Raw genomic sequence first — 21,747 nt, 5'->3', positions numbered from 1 at the left:
ATGCACCCTCGTGTATTACATATGTAGGCCTGTTCTGTGAGTTTCCGTAACAGTTTCCTGTACCTTGTTCTCAGGGGCAGGCTTTTCCTTAATCTCTACTTTCTCTGATTCGCTAACAGCCTGTTGAGATTGCTCTCCTCCCATGCCTTGTTTCAGCATAGGCTCGAAGATGACGGCGGCCAAAGCCCTCTTGTAGGCTCCCATATCTTCGGCAAGCCACATCTTTTGCCATTGTTGCTTGTTGATAGGAGCTTGTACACGCCGCCCATTGATGGTGGCAAAGATGAACTTCTGCTTGGCATCCTGTGCGCTCGATGTAATGGAAGGACGCTCTATGAGCTTCATATCCACATCAACTTTCTTAGGGGTGATAAGGTCTAGCTTGGTGTCAGGATGCTTGGTGGCCATCTCGTAATATCTTTGTGCCAGGGCATTGTGGACTATTGCCTGTTTGTCCGTCTTGATTACGTTGTAGAACGTGTTCAAGTGCTCCTTGGCAGGATATACAGAGAAAGAAGGCTCGTTCTCTGGCTTGATGAAGAAGGCATATCTACCGTTGTCATCCTTGATGGCTTGGAAGTTCTTGATGATTACTTCTTTCTTTGGGGCGGCTTGTTTCTCTACATCAAGTGTATGATGGGGAACCAACTCATACTGCTTCAAGTTGTTGAGCGTGACTTCTTTCCCTTGGAAATAGGAGTTTGGCTTATTCAACCCAAGTGAACCACCGGCATTATAGAACCTCACATCGTCAATGCCTTCTTTCTTCAAGGCAATGGTGATTCTGTCCTTTCTCATGCCAGGAACCTCGTTGTTCACTTCCAAGGATGCTCCTGCAGGAAGAATGACATCTGCTTCTTTTCGCAAGATGTCTTTTACCACTACTATTTCCTTGGTCTCTATGTTTGGCAGCTTGGCCAAGTCTTGGGAGATGGAATATTTTGATGGATTCTCCATCGTCTTTCCTGGAAGCTGTCCACGGATGGCCTCGTAGTCAACCTTTCGCTTTGCCACAAGGTTGTCGATGGTCTCTACAGCATTGTTCACATCTCTTTCTACTATTCCCAAGAGTTTTGGATTTTCCTTTATCTCTCGTTCCCAATAAGGAATAAGTTTCTCATTCTCCTTTGAGAGAATGGCTGGAAGTCCCTGGCGAGCCATCATAACTCCTGCTGCAAGTTCTCTCACCAGCTGCTCATGCTTGGCATCGTCCTCTGGGAGGAGATTGTTTCTGCCCGAACGGTCAAGACGGTTCTCTGTACCTGTGGCTGCAACAACGGCTCTGTAGATGTCGTTTGCTTTGTAAAGGGCAGCCATCTTTTCGTTTCCAACTTCGCCTTTCATGCCGCTTACGACAATCTTGTCTTCCTTGGAATCGTATTTGGCATCTTGCAAAACCATCACTCGCTCATATTGCATACCGCTTTGCTTGGACACTTCCTTGGCAGTGGCGTATGCTTTGCTCAGTATTGCCTTTGCGTCGAAGCCTTGGCTGACGGTCTTCTTTGATTCCAACTGGTCGCAGATGGCTACTCGTTCTCCTGCTCGGATGAGTTTTGGAAGGTAGGTGTCAAGTGCTTGATGTGGAAATCCTGCAAGATGGAAGTCTTTACTTCCATTCATCTTGGTCAGGGTGATTCCCAACACTTCCGAACCTCGCTTGGCATCCTGCTTGTACATCTCATAGAAATCGCCAATGCGGAACAATAGAAGTGCATCGGGATGCTTGCTCTTCAACTCTTTCCATTGTTTCATAATAGAAGAGTATTTCCCTTTTTGCTCTTTCTCGTTTTGTGAAAGCTGCGCTCCCTTGTTCTTCAGAATTTCCACGTAAGCGTCATGGTTGTTGGCGTTCATGGTGGTTTGCTCCACATTGTAGATGTTCTGCATAACTCGTGTGGCATGTTTGGTATAGAAAGACTTCTCGTCATCAGGAAGTTTGTCAAACTGCTTGCTGGTGATGACTTCGTCTTTATCCATGGCGTTCTGATACCCCCAACTAGTCCAATGGAACTCCATGCCTTTCTCGTTCTGCTTCACTGGCATGTTATTCTCCTTGGCAGGATTATAATAAGTATAGACATTCGTCTTATACTTGTTGGCATCCGAATTGAGGTTCATCATAATGTTGTTGTAGGCCGTGATAGGGGTGTGGGTGTTGATGAACTCTGCATTACCTTTCTGGGATTTGTTCATCCAAATTCCCTCATTCTGCTTGGCAGCAGATAATGCTCCAACGAGAAGGGCTGCATGGGTAAGGGCTTTGGCTGTCGCCTCGCTGGCCTCTTTTGATTCCTCTTTTTTCTCTTGTTGCTCTTTCTTCTCTTCTGCTGCGGCTTGATTTGCCTTGTCCTTTTCCTGCTTGTCTTTCTCGGCTTCTTGCTTATGGTGTTCCTTGTGAACCTCTTCTTTCACAATGGATGAAGCCTTTTTCTCTGCTTCTTCCATAGGAACACCTGTGGATGCTATCTGTTTGGCCTTACCTACGACATCTGTCTGGATATAGCTGTCTTCACGAGGAGTTTTCTTTTCCTCGCTCGCCTTTTTTGCTTGATATTCAGTTGACAACTCTTTGTATATGGCAGACATGTTTTCTGCCTTGCTGAGAGCAAAGTCGTAATCGTGGACATAAGTTTCTATGAAAGAACCATCATTTAACTTTTCTCCTACTATGACTTTGTTGTCGCTAGCGTCATAGTGGTAATCTAGAACCTTCCCATTCGGCATGGTGAATTGAGGTGTCAAGTCTTCTCGAAAGCTCTTGGCTACAGCCTTTGCCTCTGGGGATGGAATCTCTACTAAAGGCTTTACGCCTTTTTCCAAGCCCATCTGCTGGTCAATGAACTTCACTGCATAGCTTGGAGTCTTTGGCATACCGTAACGCTCGATGGCCTCTCGGATGTCATTCTCACTGTACTTTCTCAACAAGTTGTAGGTTCCACCTACTGAATTGTTATATACAACAGCATAGTTCTCATCATCAATGAGAACATCATCACCATAGTCTGGTGTCATGCTGGTCTCTACATGCTCCAAGTCCATGCTGTCACCTTGATCATATTCTTTCGCCAGGGCAAGGATGCCTTCATAGTTCTCGGCATCCTTTAGTTTGTCAAACTCGGCGGTCTCGGATTCCATCTGAAAGTAGTTGTAGGACGAGAAATATTTCTTCTCATCCTTTGGGTCAAGCTGTATGGTCTGACCTTGCTCCTGGTAGTCATTTCGAGAAAGAACCTTGTTCATATTTTCTTTTTCCATGAGAAATTCTTTTCCAAATTTTTCCTCGATGTTGTTATGGTAGGAGGTTACCACCTCCTCGGCTTGTTTGATTCGATGAACAATTTGGCGTTTTGCGTCATTGTCCACAACATCGGGATATAATGCGTTGATGTTTGAATACGCTGCCTCTATGTTGTAGAGGCTTCTGCCTTCCTTGTGGCTATAGCGGAGGTTAGGCAAGAAGTCTGCTCCTGCTTCTATGATTTCCTTGTTGGATGCTTGATTTATCCAAGCTCCTACATTGGGATTCCCCTTGTAATAGTCTCGTAGCTCGGGAAGAGTCTTCACAGACAAAACTGTATGCTCACTGTTAGGAGTCGAAGTTATGGTTTCCATCAATGAAGTAAAATAGTCCTTTCCTTGTGAAAGGCTTTCTACCTTCATCTCTTTTTCCTGGAATTGCTTCATGTTTGAAAGCTCTTCCCACACATAGCCTAAGTTCTGGTTTGTGCCCTGGCTGTGGTCATAATTGGTACTGTGAATTTTTTCCTCGCCCTCTGATGTTGTATATGCAACTTCAAGAGTATCTTTCTCTTTGTTGTAGTCAACGGTGAGAATGTCGCCAGAGGGCATTGTAATCTTGTTGTTGACGGAAGGCCATACCTTGGCTACGACTTCTTTCTTAGCATCTTCCTCCTTCAGTTCTTCAAGTTGTTGCTCATTCTTGTTTTTTTCTTCCTCACCATCAAGAGAACCATCCAACAGTGCCTTTTCTCCTAATTTTCGGCGTTGCTCGTCGATGTGTTCCAAAACCATCTTGGATGACTTGTTGACATCTGACATCACCGACTTCAAGAACTTCGGGTCTTTCTTCAACGAACCTATCCAATTTTGGAGATAAGCTATGTTGTTCTCTCGTATTCTGCTATCAAAACCCATGGCATTGCCTATGAGGGCTGATGTAAGCTCCGCAACAAGTTCTTCCTTGGCGTATTGGTCTGAGCCAAATTGGTCTATCTTTACGATGCCATCACGACCAAGGCGTGACTCGTGACCTGTGGAGTGAGCCATCTCATGAATGGTGGTGCCGTAAAACTCCATTCCGTCCTTGAAAACATCCTCTGGGGTATTGCTGATATTGAACTGCTTTTTGGAAGGAACTACTATCTGGTCTCTTTTGGGACTATAGAAAGCGGATTCATTGAACTTCTCGTATTCTATAGGACACACCCAAGACTGTTCTTTCAGGAGGTTGTCGAAGGCCTCGTTCTTGTACATTCCTACCTCGTCCTTGATAGGCTCTGACTTGAAACGCTTCAAGATGGCATCGTATTTTTCTTTGTTGACCTCTTCCAGGTTGGTTTGGTCTATGTTCCATTCGTTATATACCTTCAGATAAGGGCGAACGGTGCATTCGGCTTGCTCCTCCTTTGTCATGTTACGATAGTCGCTTTCTGACAGTTTCTTGCCGTCCTTGCCCTTGATTCGCAAGTCCCACTTGAAGATAGGAATACTGTGCTCGCCTTTCTTGATCATGCCTCCTGCATCCCTTATCTGTTTGATGGTAAGGTAAACTGGCATTCTGTAATGCTCCATCGTGGTGTGGATTTGGCACAGGAAAGCATTGCTGCCTGTATAAGGGCGACCCACGAGATTCTGAGGCAAGCCGAACTGGGCTGTGCGCCCATCCGTCCAACCTTTCTTCCATTTGCTTTCCTTCATTTGCTCCATTCTTGCGATGAGCATGTCGGAAAACTTCTGAAGGGCGTTGTCTATTCGGTCAACTTTCCCTTCCTGCTGCTCCGAGGCTTGTTGAGATGATTCTTTTTTTGCCATTGTATTTTTTAATTTATTGGGTTGTTTTTTATTTCCAATGGCAAAGTAACTGATTAAATACAAGATAGGTGGTATAAAAACGATATACCTTTTTATTTAACATATTCTTTTCCTAAGGACTATCGTGTAAATGATTATAAATGAGGCTGCTCGCCCCCTTTAACCCCTCGGTGTTAATGCAAGGGTATAGATTATTGAGGTAGATGTAAAACAAAAGCGATACTCCGACTTGGAAATACCGCTCTAACTTAATGACAAACTAAAACCTCCCGATTCTCTCGAACCGGGAGGTATTTCTAAAATTAATATAACTGGCACTTAACACCTATTTAATACCCATTGATTGGGTTGTTGTTTCTTCTTGGCTCATATGCTGCTCATAATTCTGCGATGCCAATGCCTTGTTCTCATCATACTTGCGAAGGACAGCATTCGCCAATGTGTTGATAGGGATGGCTCCCTTGTTGTAAGCGTCTGCAGCATCTCTTGATATGTTGATGACGCTAGGCACGCCGTCGATAGTGGCTATCATACTGCTTCCCTTCATCGCTGGATTCACTATTCTTGAATTCAAGGGCTCGTCAGGATAAACCTTGTAGGTCTTTGCTACATTGTTACTTTTTGCTAAACCATCGCTGATGGCAGCATGACCTGCTTTATTCAAGATGTTTGCACCGCCAAATCCTATGAGCAGCAGCTTCAGGAGAGGACTCTTTACGAACATTCCTCCCACTATGGCAGCCAATGGCATCAGGTTGTCCTGAAGCTTTAGGTTTGGAGTCTTTCCTGTGAACATTCCTATAATCATATCAGGAAGCATGGCCAATACATAGCCTAGATTCTTGCCGATGTCCCCAAATCCATTAAGACCTAAGCTTTCAAAGGCATTGCCCCAACCATCTATATTTGGCTTTTGCGCAGTATTCTGTGTTGTACCGTTTGCTTCTGTTCCCATTACGCCGTTTTGCGCATAAGGCCCCGAAGCGTAAGGGGATGCCACTGGAGTTGCTTGAGAAGAGGAAGTTGCACGTTTACGAATAGATGACTTGCCAGGAGTGTTTATCTGGTCATTGAGCGCAGACATGTTTTTGTCCCATGTTCCCTTTTGGGCATGAGCTGCATTCTTGGAGGATCGTTGCTCTACGGCAACTGCTGCCCTTGCATAGTCATAGGCTCGTTGACTCACTTCCTTCAAGGTCATCTTCTTGCCTCCAAACATCCTTACTTGTTTTTGCTCTCTAGACATTTCCAGGGCACAGGCGTAGAAAGAGGATGCCAACGCCCTGTTTTGCTTGCTGCTGTTGCTCAACATCCAAGCTGGAACTTTGCTGTTTCCGTTGAATGACACACACTGTTTGGAGAGATTGTTCTTGATGGTGGAGAGAAGCTTTTGGGAATTACCCTTGTGTTCCGCCAATAGGGCGTTGCTTTCTTTCTTTATGGTTAAAGATGTGTTTGGGGGTGGCAACTTTATCTTTTTTGCAAGTCCACTATTGATGTTCATCATCAATTCCGTACCATTCTTTTTATATCTCTTTGCTCCGGCCTGTATCTTTGTGGAAGCATTCTCATCACCAAAGATGGTACGGTTATCCTTCTTCTCTTCATCCTCAGTTCCCCATAGCTTGCCATAAATATGGAGACCTCCTTGGCAAATCTTGTCGGTTATCCACCAACCTGCAGCTTTTTGACTTACCTTTACCACACCCTTGGCTACGGAAGAAGTTGCTTTCCCTACACCTCCTGGGGTGAGTGCTGCATCTATTCCGTAACCAGCAATTGTTCCTGCAGTTTTTGAAACAACGGATGGATTGTAATATTTCTCCGCTTGTTCATCAACCTTTTGCCCAATGGCTCCTTTCTTTAGGCTACCAAAGTTGCCCATGCCAAGAATGCTCTCCGAAAAGGCTTTCTTGGCTATGTAAGTTGCGGTGTTGGCAGGAACCTGCTCCCTAGCTAATTGTTCCACCATCAATTTTTGAAGGCGATTGGCGCAGTAGTTGTTGGCGTAGTTTTCCAACGCCTTGGAGTCTCTACCGCCATTTTTCGCAACAAGGCTTGTATAGAAAGATGTAACGAAAACGCTGTAGTCTTTCACTATCTTGGGGTCTTTGAACCAACGTTCAGAAGTCCTTGCAGCCAACTCGTCGAGCGACTTCTTGGTAAGTTGCTCTGCATCGTTCAACTTGGTGAACGAATTTGAAGCGGCACCAAAGTTAGGCAGTCTCTGAAGAGATTCATTAAGTTTTATGGCAGCGTTCTTCTGCTCTTGAAGGATTTTCTTTCGCTCCTGAAGAAGAGTGGCTGCCATATACTTGCTATAGTATTGCTGAAGACAATAGTCTATTTGGGATAAATCCTGTAAATTATTACCTTTTGCCATATTGTTTGTTGTTTACATTCCAAGAAGTTGACTGCGCGCCTGACTGATGGCTTTATGATATACCGTCATTTGCTTAGGGTAGAAACGTGACAGCCATTCATCCATGGACATCTCGTCATTGAAGAACTTCATGGCGAGTTGTCTGGTTATCTCGATGGCATTCTCGCCTTTTTCTCTTCCGTTAAACCAAGCTTTTGTCCAACAACGGATTCCTTGGTTGTCATAGTAAACGGAGGCGGTGCGTTCAACATCGTAGCTTTGTATGTCTATCTCAAGGTCTTTCAAAGGATCGGCGGTCAATCCGTCTTCTGAAGCTTGTGAAAGAAGTTTTTTTTTTCATTTTCGTCCCATGTCTCAGGATATATGTTGTGGTTCAGTGCCAGATAGCTGAGAAAATCATGGATAAGGATATCCTGAATTTTCTCGGCTAGGGGAACACTTCTTTCTGATAATCCGAGAGGGTTGGCTACGGATGGTATGCTCTCAAAGAAATAATTCTTGGAGGCTGCCTGGGCAAAGATGTTGCGTAGGGATGCTTCTGCCCTTGGAGGAGGATTGTAAGCCTTGTTCCTTAAGTCGTTCATGTAGCTTGGAAGCCATCTGAGCATGAGCATCAAGATGGAAACATAGTCCTTGTCGAAACTGTTTTTTATGTTTTTTGTTCCCAAGGATTCTTCAGTAGGCTGTTTTTGGATTCCCATGGCGGCGAGTTGCTGGATGTTTGCCCATATCATGGAAAGAAAAACCATCGGGTCAATGTCTTGTCCATTGAATCGTATGCCGACATGAAGGAAATCGCCACTTTTGGCAATTTTATCACCTGCGGAAACGCTTTCACCATATCCTGTATATGCTTCTGCTAGATGCCCATAAGTAACTTCGTACTTCCCATATTTGGCTACGATGTAATTGTCATGAAGCGCATCGTTTCCTGCGCCAACAATCATACCAGAGGCTACTGCGTACAAATCTCTGTTCTTAATGGCGAAGTCAACACCTAGATGGTTAAATTCCTCGCCTGTCATGGGGTGACGCTGTTTGCCATATCCTAGTGTGGTTGGAAGCTCTTCTTTCTCCTCCAAGGCGAATGGCATCATGTAACCACTTCCGGATTCGAGGAGCATATCTTTAAAATTTTCTTTCATCTTATCTGTGATTTTTAATAGGAGATTGCTCTCCTGTATCTAATTATAGTCTTCTCATGCGAACAACAGTGTTCTCTTCTTCAACAGGCATCTCTGCTGTCTGAAGAGGTATTTGCTCGGTAACGTTCGCACGTGATTGCTGTTGTTGCTGATTTTGGTGTTGAGAAGCTGCCTGTTTTCCGTTTATGTTGTGTAAGGTCATTCCTCCCAGCAATAAACTGGCGGCTTTTCCCATCCAACCAAATCTACCGAACATCATATAGGCAGAAAGCAACAAACTGGCAATGTTCATCTTGCTCACGTTTCCACCGGACACTTGGCTTACTGCATTGTTCATGCCGTTCATCAAGGCATTCATTGAACCACCGCCTTGTTGATTGGTCATCTGCATCTGTGCCATGGATGGATAGGATTGCGCTGTTGGATCGTAATAGCCACCGTTGCCATTGGAAACCATGCCGTTGCCGGAAAAGAAATTTCCAGCAAACTGCTTTCCGTCTTGGTACAGGCCGATTGCTTCATTGCCTATTCCTGCCACCCCGTTTTTAAGATTATGGTAGAGCTCCTGCCCCTCGTCGATGGTGGCTCCTCCTGCTCTTTTGATTGAATCATAGGAACCTTCGCCAAAAAGAACGTTGACTGCTTTCTCCGAGATTGACTTTTCGTTTCCGTAAGCATCCTTTTGGTCGCCGAATGCTAATCTTGATGCTGTGTCAACAAGTCCTTTTTCCTTGGAGTCATCCCCCAGTAACTTTTCTTTCGCAAATGTTAATGCACCTTTGTTGTAACCGAAATAGGGGAGGGACACAGCACCTGCTACAAGGGAGGCCTTAGGATGCTTGGCGACGAACTCTGCTGTTCCTTTTACTGCGTGCGCTCCTGTTTTTACCGCACTCTTCACATAAGGGGCTGCTACCTTTGCTCCTGTAAGAATATGTGGGGCAGCGGTCTTGGCTCCTTTTAAGGCTGTTTCCAACAATGTTTTCCAATTTGCCATAATTTTGTGTTTGAAGATTAATATTCTGGATAATTCATCTCAATGATGGCTCTGACCTTATGGCTCTCTGCCTTTGGTGTTGGCATGATGCCACCATTCACTGCGCTGCATAGCCAGGCTTGTGTGCCTGGGTTCTCCTGTACTTCCGTAGAAGTCCAATACCAACAGTCTGCATCCAAGCTGATAGGTTGTCCTCCGCATCTCTTTATGATGGGATTGATGGTCTTGGCTGCACTTTGCAGCAATCGTTGTTCTGCCACGCTTGGGATGTGGTCGCTTTGCCCATACTCGTGGAAGTTCATCATCCTCATGGCTATCGGAGAGCCATGGCCAGTTTCATTGTCATAGCTTTGATACATGGCAACGGTATTGGAGAAGCCATCGAACTTGGTGATGTCACCGCTCGTTCCGTTCTCCATTCCTATGGAGTCACAGAACATGCCGCTTGTTTCCTCCAGGTTTACCGCCAACACAGGATGATCTTTCGTCTTTTCGGCAAAGACTACTCCCACGGCTTTGCGCTTGCTTTGGTTGAAATAGGTTGCCGTGTCCATGCAGGTATGGTCATCGCAAAGGACATATCCTATATGCAAGTCCGGGTCGTATGGCTCATGATTGTCGCAGGAGGTCATGAAGGATGCCATCATAAGCATCCCCATGACAAAAGTTGTTATCTTTGTTTTCATTTTACACCTTATTATATTATAGGGGAACTTTCACGCCAAAGGATGCTCCTGTTCTGAACGTGTCCTTTCCTCTGATTACTACATCTTCCTTCACCTGAAAGAACAGGCTCCAACCGTTGTAGAGGTTATAGGTATGCTCGTAACCTACATGTCCTGCGGTTATCACTTTGTCCAGGTCGCTGCCACAGCTAACACCTATTCTTACACTTCCGTGGTGGTTTCTGCCTCTTGTAACACATGGCTTGTAGGCTGCACCCACAGTCCATGTGTTATAGTTGTGCCAGAAGGAGTCGCTTGTGACATGTCCTGCCTCCTCGTCTTTCTTGTATTTCAAGTAGGCTGTGGCGAAATATTCCCAGGCGTTGTGATACTCGGTTTCGTGCTCGTAGGCGAGGGTGGCCTCTACTCCTTGCGGATAGCTGCCGCCAACGCCTACCATGATATGGTTGCCGTGACTCTGGGCGAATGCGCTTGCTGTCAGTAGTATGGCGAATATCGTTGAAAGTATTCTTCTCATATCTGTCTTTTTATTGTTCACGTAAAAGAAGGGTGTCGAAGGCATCGGCAGCCAATACATCCTCATAATCGAGGTTCATAGAGATTGTTCTTCCGGAAATCTGCTTTTCGCTGAGTTCGATGGATAGTACCTTGTCGTTTGGAAAAGTCATCTTCTTCAGGACAATGATGTTTCTGTAGCCTTTCTTGAATCTTACGGAACGATCCAATACCAGGGCTGGCTTCAGCTCGATGGTCTGCACATTGGTGGCTTTCTGCTGCTTCTTGTCCTGCAGCTTTACCCTAAGCTCGTCGATATCAAACGGAAGGTTGGTCTTGTTGTCCACGGAGAAGTCTATGAAGAAGTATTCTCCTACCACATAGATGTTGTTCAAGCGCATGGTCATCTTGTTCTGGGTGGTGAACGTGCTTCTGTATCGGGCAGGGGAGTTCCACACCTTCATGGCGTAACTCACCATGTCCACCGTTGACATGCTAACGTCCGGGTTATGGAAGGCGTTGCGCTCCACAAGTTCCACTTCCTTGTCTGTCACCGCCTCTTCCAACTTGCTTGTGTATATCAAGGCATATTGCACTCGATAGCGTTCTGTGATGATGGTAACAACTCCCATCACCTCGCCGTCTTTGTGGTTGCCTGTCTTTGGCTTCAAGCGGATTACATTCTCCAATGGCTTGTCGCCAGCGATGCTGTCTGTGGATATATCTACCAAGCGAATAGGCTCTGATGCCGTGATGATGGATGAAACATTCTCGTTGATAGTGAGCTGCTCCATGTCGTTATATCCTTTCTGAGCGAATGCTCCAAGTGTGGCTCCTAAGCACACCGCAAGGAGTGATAGGAACTTCTTTCTTATTTCTTTCATTTCTATCTGATTAATAATTGTTTCTATTTCTGTTGCTTCTTTCCTTCTGACTGCCGTCAACAAGGTAAACTCGTGTGCCGTACTTCAGGCGGACACGGTTCTTCTTGGCTGCTGTTCCCAAGGCGTTCATCACTCGTTGTGAGGCATTTTGCGCTGCTTGGGTCGCCCATCCCTTGATGCCGCTGCTGCTGGTCGTGGTGTTGTCCATGATGTTGCCGCCTTGCATGGCACTGCTTGCGACTTCCTTGGTGGTTTCCCTGAAACTGCTCAGAGGTACATACAGGCCTTGCATGCCGTCCGTGTCATAGATGGATAGGCTTACCTTGATGATGTCATCGTCATAGAAGATGCTTTCTACCTTTCCTTGGACTCTTTGCTTGCCGAAGCCACTCATGGTGGCATATAGGTAGGTGCCTTTCTTGATGGTCTCGTCGCCTATCTCTATGTCATCCAACAGGCGGAGACGGACCCTGCTGCCGTCAACGGCCTTTACGTTCTCGTCGATGATGGCCATGATGAGCTTGTCTTTTTCCTTGTCCTTGCCTACGGTGTTGAAGTAGTCGGAGACTTCCTTGGTCTTCTTTGTCACCTTTTCTGGTTGCTCTCCATCTTGCTGTACGCCTCCTTGGTACTGATGGTTGCCGTTAGCGGTATTTGGAGCGTTGTAAGAATTGTCGGTGTCATTGTTCATGGCTCCAGGAATACCGCTGTTCGTGGTGTTTCCTGTTGTGGTTGAAGAGGAAAGGGAAGAGGACGAGTTTTCTTCATAGTCTGCCAGATAGTTGTCGCCACCTCCCAGGTTGCGGTTCATTTCTTCCCAGTTGCGTTGGCGACGGCGACGTTGCGCCTTGGCTATCTCGGAGCTGCTTATCGGGTCAACAAAGTCGTCATTGTTGGATTGGCTGCGATTTTGTCTCACTCGCTCTTGCATCTCTTGGAGCTTGCGCTTCTCCTCGGCTTGCTGTTGCTTGACCTTCTTGGCTTCCTCTTCGTTATACTTTGACTCGTAATCCTGTTTCTTGTTTACGGAGTCGTTGTCGTTCTCTACGTTTTGGACTCCCGAAAGGTCGGAAATCTTTCCGTATTCCCTTTGGGTGTTGTCCATTTTGTCGCCTAGGACGCTGTCGGTGTAGGCTTCCGGTAACTCGCTTGACAAATAGTCGGTGGTCTTCAGCTTGCTGTTGCCTGGCCCTGATGTTTCGACGTTGAATGTGTCTATCAAGAAGTAGCCTGTGAACAACAGCGGTATGTATATGATGGCTGGTATCATATACTTGGGCTGCTTGAAGTTGATTTTCTTTATATCCATCTTTATTGTGCTTTGTGTGAATTACGTTGCTCCTGAAGGGCTTTCTCTACTCGCTCCACTGCCGTGTGGCGTTTTTGCTCCTTGCTCGCATTGTAATATCTTATCATGTTGATGACATTCCAGGCGAACAGGGAGATTACCAAGCCGAACACGATGCCCAGAAAGGCCTTTCTGTGGTCGTTTGCCCATTCTTGGATTTTCAAAAACAGTATGTTGAGCTTGGTCTTCTCAGCGAACTTTTGCCCTGCTCTCACCTCTCGCTCGTATTGCTCTCGATACTGGGGATCGTTCTTGTCGGGCATCTTCTCGCCCATGAGTACTTTCTTTATGTCCATTGTTGCTTGATTTAATAGTCTGACTTCTTGGTTTCCTCCAAGTCTTGGTTCTTCAGTGTTCGCCAGTTGGTGATGAGGATTCCGTGAGGGTTGTTCTCTGTTCTCGGCACTCTTCTGAGCTTGCCGGCGGTTACTAACTGACGCATCAGGATGCTTGTCCTTCGCTCGATGCGCTGTCTGCCGTAGTAGGTGAAGGTGAGGGAATCGGTGTTGAGCTTGATGCTGTCACAATAGATACTGCAGATGGTGCTCGTACCTATTATATTATTATAGAAGCCTTTTTCCTTCAGGGCGTTGTACTGGGCTAGTCCTGTCTCGTCCACCAGATACATGGCTTTCTTCAGGGTGTATTGGATATACTTGTCATCAGGTGCCAACGTGAAGAAGAACTGATGGAACATCTCGATGTCGCTCTTGGCTTCCACATCGAAGGTTTCTTCTTGGGTGGTCTGCTTCACCAGGATAGGAACGGTTCCGTCCAATACATAAACTTTCTTGTGGGCTTCGTCCACCATGCCCTTGGCGATGATGATGCTGCCTAGGCTCACAATGACGCAGCCTACCAGAAATAGGCTGCTCACTATCATTACGAGCTTGATTTTATTCTCTACATTCTTTAATACTGCCATATTGTTGTATTTTTATCTATTCTTTATATTCTCATCACTGAAGCCGCACTTGCCTTCACTGAGGATGCTACTCCCTCGCCGAAGTTTCGGGTGGAGAATGCGGTGTCGCCCTCTGGTATCATCCACGCTGCCAAGTCTGGAACTAGGTTCAAGCACTTCAAGGCTACTACGGATGCTGCCAACAGGTAGCCGCAGGTCATGAAGGCGTTCTGGATGTAGGCGGCCATGGCTCCCTCGCCTTGGGTGATAGCAGTAAGGTTCTCTACTTGAACACTTAGTACGATGTCGAAAAGTAACAATACATAGAAACCAACGAAGTACAACATCGCTCCGTAGAAGTGTACCGTGAGATACCTCGTTATCCACTTAGCCCAGGCTCCTTCCCATTTTGGTAGGACGCTGAATGCCCATTGAATCGGTCCGAATATCGTGAGCATTCCTAACAGTATCTGCTGACAGAAAATCGTGCTCCACCAACCAATTCGGTAGATGACCAAGGCAAAGAACATGACTACTTTGTCCAGACCTATCATTAAACCAGCAAAGGTGGATTTGCCATTTGCTTCAACCGCATCTTGTAATCCTTCTGATGTTGATTGTGTGCCAGAGGCTTCTGATACTGTTGAAAGTGCTTTCTCTTCCTTTACACCAATATATCCTGCTTCAACTTTCTTGTTGATTTTACCTGCTAAGGAATCTCTAGCTTGAATAAGAGGCATAAGTTCATTGTATTTGTCGCTTACTTGCGTAGCTTCGGCTTCATATAAGTCATGTGTGTAGCTGCCTATGCAGTTTGGAATGTAAGCCAAAGCATCAAGGATGCAAGCGTTGCTGGCACCTTTGAATCCACTCATGCTTGGTGGGTACCAAAAGCACATCACGATGGCAATGCCTAACACCTTCATTATCTTGAAGACATCTATAGGCTCATTCTTCACCATCATCTTGTAGGCCATGCCTCCAGCCACGATGATAGAGAACAATGCTCCCAAAGCCATGCTCATCTGCAAAATCCACCAAAAAGGACCTTGCGAACCGATAAAATCGCTGTTGCATAAAAACTCGTTTGTTTGAAAAACGACATTATCAATGTCTTCCTCAAACAAATCAACACCTATGGTTTGCGAAAGATCGCTAACCATGTCTTTTATTCCATCCATCGTATCATTACTGGATGAAGCATCTAAGAATAATGTACTAAATGCCATTTTTATATCAATTTTAAAATTTTCGCACAAAAGTAATGGAAAAACATGAAAATGGCCGCATAAACACGATATACCTTTTTATTTAACATATTCTTTTTCTAAGGATTATCGTGTAAATGATTATAAATGAGGCTGCTCGCCCCCTTTAACCCCTCGGTGTTAATGCAAGGGTATAGATTATTGAGGTGAATATACAACAAAGCCCCTTGCTAACGCAAGAGGCTTATGATTATTTGAATAAAGAATCTATTTCTTCGCTGCTTTTTGTTTTATTGAGAAGTTCTTGTCTTGCTGTTTCTAAATTTAAAGCATCTTTGAGGCTTTGTAACTCTTTCGATGAGTAAAACTGAAATATTACGAGATTTTCAGTGACTTGTTCTTTTATAGGATAGGATGTCCAAAATCCTTGGTTGTACCCCTTTGTTCTTTCAAAGTTAAATCCTTTCCAACCAAAGAAGACACAGCAATTCCCCTTGGTATCAACTTGAAAATAAGGTGTACAATCATCTATATATGGAACTTCGTTTTTTTGATAGTATTTAATATTATTTTTGTGGAGAGTTAAAGACAATATAGGGACATTGCTAAAGTTACCAATTTGTTTTTTATAGTTAACAACCTTGTTGTTTTTTGCTATGGCACTCCATTCATCATATTTTGTTTGAAGTGTATCTATTAGATTTTTGAAATCATTTATTCTTTGTTCTGGAGTTTTATATTTATGATACATGTTTGGGGCACCTGAAATGCTTGCCAAAATAAATGAACCTTTTCCTTTATTATTGAAAGCCATGTTTAAACCTGTAACCTTTCCTTGTTCGAAAAATAAGGAAAGATTGCATGTGTCAAGTTTTTCGCCGAAACCAGTCATGATAAAAGTTCTATTAACCGTCCCAGTCTGTGCCATCACATTTAGCATTCCTATCAAACTAAGGAATACTACTGCTATTGTTTTCTTTGCTATGCTATAATTGTTGTAATTTTTGTTGCTCATATCATTTACTCTTTGGTTTGACATTATTGCCGTTTTACCTATTTTTGGCTGTAAAGATACAGCTTTTTCTTGAATTGAGCAACATTATTAACTAAAAGTTTAGTTTTCACATATATTTTATTGTACTTTTGAGTAAAACGACTGATTTATATCCTTATTTTTCTGTTTCTTTATTGTATTATTGCCTTATTTCTTTGTTGCTATATTTCTTTATTTTCTTATATAATTATATTTTTATATGGTTATATAATTATGCGAATATAGGTGTATTTGTTTGCTTATTTGGAGAAACCATCCACGGCCATGGCGTTCTGCCATCTTCGCATGGCATTGTTTGCTATCACCGTATTGCTTGATTGCCTGTCTATTTTCGTTGCTTTCTGCTGGGCTTGTTTGACAGTCTTTAGACTTTTCCAATATCTTAGTTGCCCTGTGAGGGAGAGGTTGCGCTTCACTATGTCTTGGTAGATGGCCAAATATTCCTTCTTTCGACTGCCTAGGTCTAGATAGGACTTTCTGATGAGCTTGATGGCACAGTCGAGACTATTGTAGATGTCTTTCCAGTTCTTGAAGTCATCGCTGCTGCCTCCATAGCTTACTATCTTGTTGATGTTGCTTTCGAAGGTGTTCATCTTACTCTCTATCTTTCCCTTTTCCATCATCCAGGCGACATCGCCTGCGCCTGGCATTCTTGTGGCGATGTTGGTGGCTTCTACCTTCTCTCTCTTTACCAAGTCGGAATCCACTTTCTCCGCCAAAGGAACTTCCTTGTTGGTCAATACTTGATTTTCCAAGCGAAAACTCAACTTGTTGGTGGCTGCTGCTGTTTTTTGGTAACTCTTGTGCATAAGTTGATAGTATTCTCTTGGTTTAAGACTGCCAGCACCAGTTTCCATTACTGTAAACTGATTCATGATGTCATCTTCATGAATATAGGTAACCTCGGCTCCTTGCGCTCTTGATGTCGTGGAGATGAATAACATTGCCACTAATGAAAATAAAATTCTTATATGTTTCATTGATTATTGCTTAATATAATTATATTTTTATATACTTATATGTCTGTTTCTTTATTGTTTTATATAAGCCTATACTTATATATGCCTTTTATCCATTGGAACTAAATGTCTTCTCTTGACCTGCCGCCGAGAATGCCCCCTCCTCCCAATGCCTTATGTTTCTCGGTGGAAGGGTTTTGAAGGTTGTTGTAGGCAATATACTGGGATTTCTTCCATGTGTCGTATGCCTCCAACGCCATCTCCCTGATGGTCTTGGCTCTGAATATCTCTTTCTTCCAGAACCCCAGGCGAATGGTCATATAGCTCCAAAGGGTTAGGTAGGCGTTTCTGACAGATGCGTCGATGGCATCCATGTTCTCATTGATACATTGCAAGCAGAGCATCATGGATTCTGTCTTGCACTCTGCCGTTCCTGTGAGGTAGGCTGACAAATCTATATAGGATTTATAGATGCTGGAAGCGGAACTTTTTATATCCTCTATGGTTTGCTTGCTTGTTGTATAGATGATGGTGTCCGATGACCATATCTTGCCCTTTAAGAGTATCTTTTCCTCATACTCGTTTAGAAGCTGTAGGTAGCTCTTGATGTTGCTACTGCAGCTTTGATAGGTTCTTACTCCATGAAAAGCCGTGGCTGTTCCATTCAAAATGAGGTCGATGATGTCAAAGCAGCGTTTGTATTTATCAAGCCTCTTGCTGGATTCCTGATATTCCTCGATGCTTTTCTGCGAGCCTTCATGTGCCTGTTCTACTCCTAGCTCCGCTATCATTCTTATATCCAAGGCTGTCCTTACTTTCTTGTGGTTGGAAATCATCGCTTCCATGGATGGCATGTCGTTGATGCCAAACTGGGCGTGGCTTTTTGTTGGAAGCCATGCCAGTAATGCCACTATTATATAATAGGTATAGTACCTATGGTTCTTTTTTCTCATACCGTTCGTTTTTAATTGTTACTTTTTATTTTTTCAATGAGCATATCTGGGGATAGTATGTCTAACTTGGAAAAGGCAAACCACTTTTTACCTAAGTCTTTGATGGAGGCTCCAATGTGATATACATCATCGTCTATACAAAGGAAGCGGTCATGCGACAAACGGAATGTCTCAACATCAATCGGTGCATATTGAGCATTATGGCGGTCTATGTCGAGTTGGAACCGACGGATTATCTGCTGAGTGTAGATAACCGCAGACACGTTATTATCTCTTTTATCGAGCAATGTCAGTACAGTCTCGTCAACATAGTTGTCGATAAGGACAATACGCTTCTTCGCACTCTTAATCAAGTCGGACACGAAAGTATAGGCATCATAAACTTGCCCATTGTAGAACACACCTTGCTTCGGCTTTGCATTGCCCTCGTCCAATCTGCGGAATACTTCGTCTATGCGCTTGTCTGTTTCTTGCTGATGTTGCTGCATTTCCAGTTGATGGTACTCCATTGTTGAAAGACGTTGGAAAACTTCTGCATTTGTCACCATGAAACGTCTCATTGCAACAAATGCATCCATAATACGTATGCTTACACGAATTGCGGTTTCACTTCTAAGAACAGTGGAGAGCATAGCCACTCCCTGCTCCGTGAAAGCATATGAACGAACTGTTGAGTGCTTCAAAATATTGAACCGGTCGCAATTTGCGACCAGTTCAGCCATTTCCTCCTTAGTTAGTTGAAAACGGAAACGCTCAGGGAAACGTTCTATATTACGTTTTACAGCCTCGTTTAATCTTTTAGTTTCCACTCCATAAAGTTCAGCCAAGTCTCTGTCTATCATAATCTGCTTTCCACGAATAGACATTATTCGACTTTCTACAGGAGTGGTAACTACGACTTCATCATTTTGTAACTGGTCACAATTTGCGACCAGTTCTCCTTTATCTTGATGTTCTATATTATCTGCCATATTGCTATCTTTATTTTTAAGATCACAAATTGTGACCTTAAACGTTTTTGTCAGACTTTTGTGTGGATGGGGTATTCTCTTTCTTGTCCTCTACTCCTGCCTGTTTCTTCATTGCCGCCATACTTGCATCTTCCCATCTTGTAAGTGCATACTCGGCGATGGCTCCTCTGGATGCCCTGCTCACTACATCGAATATCTTGTGCTTCAGGAAGTCGAGGATGGTTTCTCTGTCTTGCATCACTTTCTCCAAGATGACAAGCTGTGAGTAGATGGAAGTGAGCTGGTAGTCAACTTCTCTTGCTACATCCAGGCGGTCGCTAGCCCATAGCAGATGGATGCCGTCTTCGTCTTCGTCATCATCAGCTTTTGAGGCATAGTTGTACTTGATGTTGATGCTGCAGTTGGGCATGTCTGCCATCAATTCCTTCAGCTTGGCATTCACCTCGTCGGCTCTTTCTTTCTCGCTCTTGCTCATGTCTAGCTTGATGACTGCCACAACATTGTCGCTGGAATACTCGCTTGTGAGCTTGAAATCCACGGACAATATGGCTCGATGGATTCTGATTCCAAGGAAATACTTTGGTTTCTGTTGCAAGGTGAGGGTGGCTGTATAGGTCACCGTTGACTTCACCGACGGACAATAACCATGTCTTACAAAGATATATTGGCTGCTGCCTTCCACCCAGTTGCCATCGTCTGTCCATTGCAGCTGGTACATGCCTTCCAATTCCTTCATGTTGGATGGTATCCTGTAGGGACCGTCCAAGTTGTCGGCAAGGTCTTCGTAATACTCGTTTACATTGTTGTTCAACTCGTTGAGGAATTTCTGTGTATTGTTGAGCTGTTGCTTCAAGCTTGCCGTCTCATTGGTGATGGAATCATATTGGCTGCGCAAGCTCTTCACCTTGTCCTGGTTGCCCAACGACTGGGCTTGCTGAATTTGCTTTATTAGCTCTTGCTGCTTCTTGTCGTTGCTGGAAATCTGTTGCTTCAAGGTGGAAATCTGTGCCTCATACTCCTTTTGCTTGGTGAGAAGGTCATCCACATTGTTATTTTCTGAGTCCGGGGTGCTGCGCATGGCAAACTCCTTTGACTTCTCATTGAGGGAACTGCCTTGCTTGCCATTCTCCTTCCAGTTGAAGCTGCCTTCTCCTAGGGATGCTCCTCCGTCACAGGTGGCTGTGAAACTTACGGAGTTGCAGCCTTCCATCTTCTTCTCATCGGCCATGGCATAGTATCTTGGTGGGTCGGAGCACAGCTTATAGGAGAGGGTGCTGCCTTCCTTGTCGGCCTCTTGGTCTTGGTAGTATTTCAAGCGAGATTCCATCTTCTTCTTGAAGATTTCCAGGTTCATGGTCTGGGAATCAAAGATTTCCTCATACACCTCATCCTTGATGTTCCAAGTGTCCGTAACTGTCATATATACGCAGAAATGCTTACCTCTTTCGTGCTTGGAATGCGAAAAGGTTCCTCCGCTCTTGTCCCAGATGTAATTATAGGAAACGGTCTGATAGCTGAGGGTTATGGTATGTCCTGGATTCTTTTTCTCGTAATCAGCTTTTTTAGTCGCATTCCATCCTGTCTCACTCTCGGCTGCGCTCTTTAACTGATTGTATTCCGAGGTGGTGAGGGTTGGATAGGGTGGGGCTGTCTTCTTTTGGGAGTTGCACTTGAATATCCATCCTGGCCAGTTGTCGTTGTTGTTGGTGTTGGTAGGTGGGGACGGCTTGTAGGTGGCGAGGACTTGCGAGCCACTGTTCACCTGGGCTATGTACCATCTTTGGGTGTAATATTGTCCCTGCATCTCCTTGATGTAGTTGCTGATATAGCCTGTGATGTTGTAGTCGTCAACCTTGAAAAGTCTGGCCACGCCGTCGGCATCGGCGGTCTGGATTACTTGCATCAGGATGTTCTCCACGTTTCCTGCTTCCTTGTATTTGTCGTATTGCTCCTTGAAGTTCTTGTAGAGGTCTGCAATCTCCTTGGGCTTCATATGGAAAATCTTGCCTATCTTGCTTCCTTCTTGAAAGTTGCTGTCGATGGTGTTTCCACCTATGGAGGCCAAGAGGCTACCTAGGTTCTTGAAGTCTTCCTGTATGTCCTCTTTCGTAAGTCCGTCGCCAAAGTCTCCCAGTTTGTCCAACAGGTCGCCCCAGTTGGTGTTTGCACCCATCTGCGCTAGGTCGAATATCTTTCGCAGGTCATCGTTGATGAGGAGGAACGTCACATCCTTGAAACTAAGCTTGCCATTGGTGCAAACTAGCTCGAACTGCTTGCAAAGCTGTTCCACGTTCTCGGTGGTCTTGAACAGGTAAGGCCCCCAGTAGATGGCATTTTGGGGTTGCTTCACCATCTTGGAGGCTACGGTTATCAACTTTGGCATGATACCGTTCTTCACAAGGTTGAGGATGCGCTTGTAATAGTAGTTTTCCTCAGACGCAAAAAGGCCAGGGTTACGCATTGCATCCCTGTCCTTCTTCTTGGATAGTAAAATTCCCGCAGTGGCTACGGTGGCACTCTTGTAATGGTCAACGATCTTTTGCAGGTTGCTGGTGTTCATCGCCTCCATCTCTGCCTCCGAAGCGTAAGCTGCGGTCATGGCTGCAGCCGTCACCTTGTCAACGTTCACCGCATGATAGGACAGGGAGAATATCGGCAAGGTGGCTAGCAACAGCATAGTTATTATGGCACTTAATCTACGCATG

General features: G+C 44.7%; 17 protein-coding genes. All 17 read right to left on the bottom strand.

Annotated features, from left to right (window positions below):
- Window positions 1-15: 15 nt before the first annotated feature.
- Window positions 16-5,055, bottom strand: a complete 5,040-nt coding sequence (locus tag ONT08_RS00475; RefSeq protein WP_264958707.1) for an ArdC family protein — start codon at window positions 5,053-5,055, stop codon at window positions 16-18.
- A 325-nt stretch (window positions 5,056-5,380) separates the two neighbouring features.
- On the bottom strand, window positions 5,381-7,438 hold the full coding sequence (locus tag ONT08_RS00470; RefSeq protein ID WP_264958705.1) for a hypothetical protein: 2,058 nt from the start codon (window positions 7,436-7,438) through the stop codon (window positions 5,381-5,383).
- A gap of 12 nt (window positions 7,439-7,450) precedes the next feature.
- Window positions 7,451-7,723 (bottom strand): hypothetical protein, encoded by a 273-nt coding sequence (locus tag ONT08_RS00465; RefSeq protein WP_118085904.1) that lies wholly within the window; start codon window positions 7,721-7,723, stop codon window positions 7,451-7,453.
- 11 nt (window positions 7,724-7,734) lie between these two features.
- Entirely contained in the window at window positions 7,735-8,583 is an 849-nt protein-coding gene (locus tag ONT08_RS00460; RefSeq protein ID WP_264958702.1) for a M23 family metallopeptidase, read from the bottom strand.
- A gap of 43 nt (window positions 8,584-8,626) precedes the next feature.
- A complete protein-coding gene (locus ONT08_RS00455; RefSeq protein WP_200757436.1) occupies window positions 8,627-9,580 on the bottom strand; it encodes a hypothetical protein in 954 nt (317 codons plus the stop codon).
- Between the two features lie 17 nt (window positions 9,581-9,597).
- Entirely contained in the window at window positions 9,598-10,266 is a 669-nt protein-coding gene (locus tag ONT08_RS00450) for a DUF1566 domain-containing protein (protein ID WP_147487236.1), read from the bottom strand.
- A gap of 16 nt (window positions 10,267-10,282) precedes the next feature.
- Complete coding sequence (locus tag ONT08_RS00445) at window positions 10,283-10,783, bottom strand: hypothetical protein (protein WP_118312258.1); 501 nt, start codon at window positions 10,781-10,783, stop codon at window positions 10,283-10,285.
- Between the two features lie 10 nt (window positions 10,784-10,793).
- Entirely contained in the window at window positions 10,794-11,645 is an 852-nt protein-coding gene (traN, locus tag ONT08_RS00440) for a conjugative transposon protein TraN (protein ID WP_117586835.1), read from the bottom strand.
- A gap of 10 nt (window positions 11,646-11,655) precedes the next feature.
- A complete protein-coding gene (gene traM, locus ONT08_RS00435) occupies window positions 11,656-12,954 on the bottom strand; it encodes a conjugative transposon protein TraM (RefSeq protein ID WP_200757441.1) in 1,299 nt (432 codons plus the stop codon).
- Window positions 12,955-12,956: 2 nt separating this feature from the next.
- Window positions 12,957-13,289, bottom strand: coding sequence for a hypothetical protein (locus ONT08_RS00430; RefSeq protein WP_117586836.1), 333 nt, complete (start codon window positions 13,287-13,289; stop codon window positions 12,957-12,959).
- An 11-nt stretch (window positions 13,290-13,300) separates the two neighbouring features.
- Window positions 13,301-13,918 carry a conjugative transposon protein TraK gene (gene traK / locus ONT08_RS00425; RefSeq protein ID WP_203068782.1) on the bottom strand — a complete coding sequence of 206 codons (618 nt, stop codon included), beginning with the start codon at window positions 13,916-13,918 and terminating at the stop codon, window positions 13,301-13,303.
- Window positions 13,919-13,941: 23 nt separating this feature from the next.
- Window positions 13,942-15,060: a hypothetical protein gene (locus tag ONT08_RS00420; protein WP_437183609.1), complete on the bottom strand. Its 1,119-nt coding sequence runs from the start codon at window positions 15,058-15,060 to the stop codon at window positions 13,942-13,944.
- A 295-nt stretch (window positions 15,061-15,355) separates the two neighbouring features.
- The gene (locus ONT08_RS00415) at window positions 15,356-16,120 is read right to left on the bottom strand and encodes a hypothetical protein (protein WP_153088280.1); all 765 of its coding nucleotides are present in this window, start codon (window positions 16,118-16,120) and stop codon (window positions 15,356-15,358) included.
- A 278-nt stretch (window positions 16,121-16,398) separates the two neighbouring features.
- Window positions 16,399-17,103, bottom strand: coding sequence for a DUF5045 domain-containing protein (locus ONT08_RS00410; RefSeq protein WP_264958698.1), 705 nt, complete (start codon window positions 17,101-17,103; stop codon window positions 16,399-16,401).
- Window positions 17,104-17,240: 137 nt separating this feature from the next.
- Entirely contained in the window at window positions 17,241-18,071 is an 831-nt protein-coding gene (locus tag ONT08_RS00405) for a hypothetical protein (RefSeq protein WP_264958696.1), read from the bottom strand.
- Window positions 18,072-18,082: 11 nt separating this feature from the next.
- Window positions 18,083-19,042 (bottom strand): ORF6N domain-containing protein, encoded by a 960-nt coding sequence (locus ONT08_RS00400; RefSeq protein ID WP_264958694.1) that lies wholly within the window; start codon window positions 19,040-19,042, stop codon window positions 18,083-18,085.
- Window positions 19,043-19,079: 37 nt separating this feature from the next.
- Complete coding sequence (locus ONT08_RS00395) at window positions 19,080-21,746, bottom strand: PspA/IM30 family protein (protein ID WP_264958693.1); 2,667 nt, start codon at window positions 21,744-21,746, stop codon at window positions 19,080-19,082.
- Between the last annotated feature and the right edge of the window lies 1 nt (window position 21,747).

It is taken from the genome of Segatella copri (assembly GCF_026015465.1).
Taxonomy (GTDB): domain Bacteria; phylum Bacteroidota; class Bacteroidia; order Bacteroidales; family Bacteroidaceae; genus Prevotella; species Prevotella copri_E.
The sequence above is the reverse complement of the archived record's forward strand: the minus strand, read 5'-3'. Positions and strand labels throughout refer to the sequence as shown.

Coding starts and splice junctions, on each gene's coding strand:
- ONT08_RS00475 (WP_264958707.1), bottom strand. CDS start 5,055: ATGGCAAAAAAAGAATCATCTCAACAAGCCTCGGAGCAGCAGGAAGGG.
- ONT08_RS00470 (WP_264958705.1), bottom strand. CDS start 7,438: ATGGCAAAAGGTAATAATTTACAGGATTTATCCCAAATAGACTATTGT.
- ONT08_RS00460 (WP_264958702.1), bottom strand. CDS start 8,583: ATGAAAGAAAATTTTAAAGATATGCTCCTCGAATCCGGAAGTGGTTAC.
- ONT08_RS00455 (WP_200757436.1), bottom strand. CDS start 9,580: ATGGCAAATTGGAAAACATTGTTGGAAACAGCCTTAAAAGGAGCCAAG.
- ONT08_RS00450 (WP_147487236.1), bottom strand. CDS start 10,266: ATGAAAACAAAGATAACAACTTTTGTCATGGGGATGCTTATGATGGCA.
- ONT08_RS00445 (WP_118312258.1), bottom strand. CDS start 10,783: ATGAGAAGAATACTTTCAACGATATTCGCCATACTACTGACAGCAAGC.
- traN (WP_117586835.1), bottom strand. CDS start 11,645: ATGAAAGAAATAAGAAAGAAGTTCCTATCACTCCTTGCGGTGTGCTTA.
- traM (WP_200757441.1), bottom strand. CDS start 12,954: ATGGATATAAAGAAAATCAACTTCAAGCAGCCCAAGTATATGATACCA.
- ONT08_RS00430 (WP_117586836.1), bottom strand. CDS start 13,289: ATGGACATAAAGAAAGTACTCATGGGCGAGAAGATGCCCGACAAGAAC.
- traK (WP_203068782.1), bottom strand. CDS start 13,918: ATGGCAGTATTAAAGAATGTAGAGAATAAAATCAAGCTCGTAATGATA.
- ONT08_RS00420 (WP_437183609.1), bottom strand. CDS start 15,060: ATGGTTAGCGATCTTTCGCAAACCATAGGTGTTGATTTGTTTGAGGAA.
- ONT08_RS00415 (WP_153088280.1), bottom strand. CDS start 16,120: ATGAGCAACAAAAATTACAACAATTATAGCATAGCAAAGAAAACAATA.
- ONT08_RS00410 (WP_264958698.1), bottom strand. CDS start 17,103: ATGTTATTCATCTCCACGACATCAAGAGCGCAAGGAGCCGAGGTTACC.
- ONT08_RS00405 (WP_264958696.1), bottom strand. CDS start 18,071: ATGAGAAAAAAGAACCATAGGTACTATACCTATTATATAATAGTGGCA.
- ONT08_RS00400 (WP_264958694.1), bottom strand. CDS start 19,042: ATGGCAGATAATATAGAACATCAAGATAAAGGAGAACTGGTCGCAAAT.
- ONT08_RS00395 (WP_264958693.1), bottom strand. CDS start 21,746: ATGCGTAGATTAAGTGCCATAATAACTATGCTGTTGCTAGCCACCTTG.